Raw genomic sequence first — 3366 nt, forward strand, 5'->3', positions numbered from 1 at the left:
AATTCTGATAATTTTAATAATTCTAATAATTTTAATAATTTTAAATAATTTTAATTTAGTGATTTTAATAAATAATTATAATTCAAGTAAGTATAAGGTAAAAATTTTTAATAATTTTAATTTGATTCACAATTACAATAGCCAAATTTTAGCCAATTCCTTTTTATGTATTGCAGGCAATAGTGATAAAATCAAACCTCTTTTAAGGAATTCCTTAACCAAAACTGATTGATCATCAATATCCCCATACTCAGAAATTAATTCATCACACTCCTTTTCCTTTAATTTTATAAAGAAATAATCCAAATCATCATCAGACAATGTACATAACGTCTTTTGAACTTTAAATTGATAAGAAATTTCCTTTAGGAATTTTTCTTCAAAATCCTTTTGATAAGTTTTGAAAATATCCTGTAATATCTTGTTGTCATCTTCAAGAATCTCCTTGGAATTTAAAGCATCCATAATTGCTTCTTTAGCTATTTGAACTGTTTTGAAACCTATTAGAAGACCGCCACCAGTGGTTGGCTTGACCTGTGCTGCAGCATCTCCTATAAGCAAAGCCCTATTTTCAAAGAGTTTATTTTCCTTACTGTAAATAGGAATCTTGCCCTTATATTTTTCAATTACATTATAATCATCATATTTGAAATCGTTTTCCAAGAAATCATCCAATATTTCATTTTGCCTCTTATAATCATGATTGGAAAACAATCCGATTCTGAAAATATTCTTATATGCTGGAATAACCCATATGAATCCTGGAAATAGGTCTTCATATGCATATAAATCTACAAAGGACATTTCTTCAATATTACCAACTTCCACCAGATATTGGCTTGCGCAATAATAGTTGAAATCATTCCCAATAGTGGATGAAACCACTGAAAGAGGACCGTCTGCACCTACAATAACCTTTGATTTGATTGTATTCGCTTTAGAATCTGTTTGAAAAACAACTTGCCCTTCCAATGTATCAACATTCACAACTTTAGAAGACAAATGGGAATCAGCACCCGCTTCAATAGCTCTCTCGTATAAGAACTGGTCCAATGCAACCCTATCAATTATCAATGCTTGGTCATCTTCCTTGGAAACTGACAATGATTGATTTTTACTATGCAAATAAGCTCCTTTTACCTTATTTAATATTAATTCATCAGGAATCTGATTAAAATCCAATATGCTCTTATTAACTATTCCTGCACATTGCAAAGGCAAACCTATTAGTTTCTTTTTGTCGATTAGGCAGACACTGATGTTTTCCTTAGCCAATTCATAAGCCAAGGTTGATCCTATAGGTCCTGCACCAACAATTGTAACATCATAATCAAAATTCATAGTTTCCCTGCATAAATGAAATAAAATAATATAAAATAAAAGGAGTTATGGCTAAAAAGCCATAAAAAAGCAAAAATTATCTTCTAAATTTTCTAGAATGTTTCTCAAAGAGGTCATCAGGAGTTTTTTCCTTATTGCTCTTATCATTTTCAGACTTGTATTCCTCGCTATAATCATTGTTTTCGTAATAATGATTCTGATTGTATCTATCATCATTTCTTCTGGATTGTTTTCTAGACTGATTTCTTTGATTATAATTGGAATTATAGTTATTTGGTTGATTATAATCATTTCTGGAATCATATCTATTATCATCCCTATATGATGATGAATAAGCATGAGAATTTCCATCATATCGATCATTATACTGTTTTCTAGGAGCATAATAATCATCTCTTGAACCATAGTTTTGATTTCTATAATCCTCCCTTGAACCATAGTCCTGGTTTCTATAATGGCCTCTGGAATCATAGGACTCATATGAGTCATAATCATCCCTTACAGGTCTTGACCTTTCCATATTAGGATCTGGCCTATAATCATTATTGCGATTATAAGATTGGTCATAACCCCTATTTTCATTATGATATCTTCTATCATAATCATCACGGGATTGATTAAACTGATTATTGGAAGGTTCAAATCTGATATTGCTGTCCATATCATGCATAGCTTGATTTATAGTGCTGTCAAACTCTTCATCGGAGATGTTATCTTCATAGGACTCTTCCTTCTTATTGCTTGAGAAAGGATTGAATCTGGATAAACCTTTGGATTTCTTATCTTCTTCAAAAGAGTCTTCATAATTATCTCTTGGAACTGATCTTCCTTGATTATAACTCCTTTCAATATAATCATTTTGAGCATCTATATTGCTTTGATGGAATTCCTCGTAATTGTTAGCGAAATACTTGTCAGGATTTCTTTCATAAGATTCCTTAATTGCACCGGAATACTGATGATGGTGGGAATCCGGATAATCCCTACGACCTTCATAACGATTGTTCCTATAGTCAAAATCATCTCTAGACCTATTATCTGCATATCTATTATCTCTAGACCTATTATTCGCATACCTATTGTCTCTATAATCATCGTTAGGTCCATAATAATCATCATAGCCGGAACCATAATTAGGTTCAGCATCATAGCGAGAATCATAATTGGAATTGTTGTAATTGTTTCTGGAATTTCTTGCTCTACGTCTTATCTCTCTAAGCTCTCTTTTACGTTGTTTAGCATCAACCAATTCCAAATCATCCAAATCTTCCATACGTCTGTAATGGGTGTGGTCATCTGAATTAGGCCTTATAGGATTAAACTCATATCCATCAACATATCCATTATTGATATTAGGTCTTCTAAGATGGGTTCCTCTCATATTTTCAAATATGATGTTTTCAACCTTTTTTGGACTGGAAATGTCTTTCAATTCCAATTCCTTTCCATCATATGCACTGTATAATGTAATAGAGCCCACTGAAAATATTTTTCCTAAAAGACTTTGAGATCTGCTAACATCCTGAATAGTGTTAAAAGGCATGGAATTGTTCTTGTTTAAGAGAATGCCCTTTTCAACAATTACTCTGCTTTCTGTAATTGTGTATTTGATTGAAGTCCAAATCAACAATTTTAAAATGATGTATAAAATTACAATCAATATCACGACAAAGACTGCCAGTGCAAAGTAGGTAGTCAATGGTGTTTTAGTTGATTCAATCAAATAAACATTCATATTCCCAATGTATCTGATTCCAGCAGAATATAAGAAAAATAAAAATCCTAACACAAACATGGATATTAAAATCCCTTTTGAATATACAAAAATATTAGGTTGTGTTTCGTATAATATTTTCTCGTGAAATTCTTCTTTTTTATCTTTACCAAACATTAGTTTATATTTATGGTTCTTATTTTAAATATAGTTTATGTAAAAACGGCAATTAAAAAATAAAAATTTGAAAAAATAGATGCTTTTTAAATAAAAAAAGAGAGAAATAATTGGCATTTGAAAAAATGAAAAAA

2 protein-coding genes are annotated in these 3366 nt (G+C 30.8%); both read right to left on the minus strand.

The window, feature by feature from the left end:
* Positions 1–132: 132 nt before the first annotated feature.
* Positions 133–1341 carry a geranylgeranyl reductase family protein gene (locus ACKI67_RS01500; RefSeq protein ID WP_407461626.1) on the minus strand — a complete coding sequence of 403 codons (1209 nt, stop codon included), beginning with the start codon at positions 1339–1341 and terminating at the stop codon, positions 133–135.
* Between the two features lie 76 nt (positions 1342–1417).
* Entirely contained in the window at positions 1418–3136 is a 1719-nt protein-coding gene (locus ACKI67_RS01505) for a PH domain-containing protein (protein ID WP_407461628.1), read from the minus strand.
* Between the last annotated feature and the right edge of the window lie 230 nt (positions 3137–3366).

It is taken from the genome of Methanobrevibacter sp., assembly GCF_045577275.1.
Lineage (GTDB): Archaea > Methanobacteriota > Methanobacteria > Methanobacteriales > Methanobacteriaceae > Methanobrevibacter.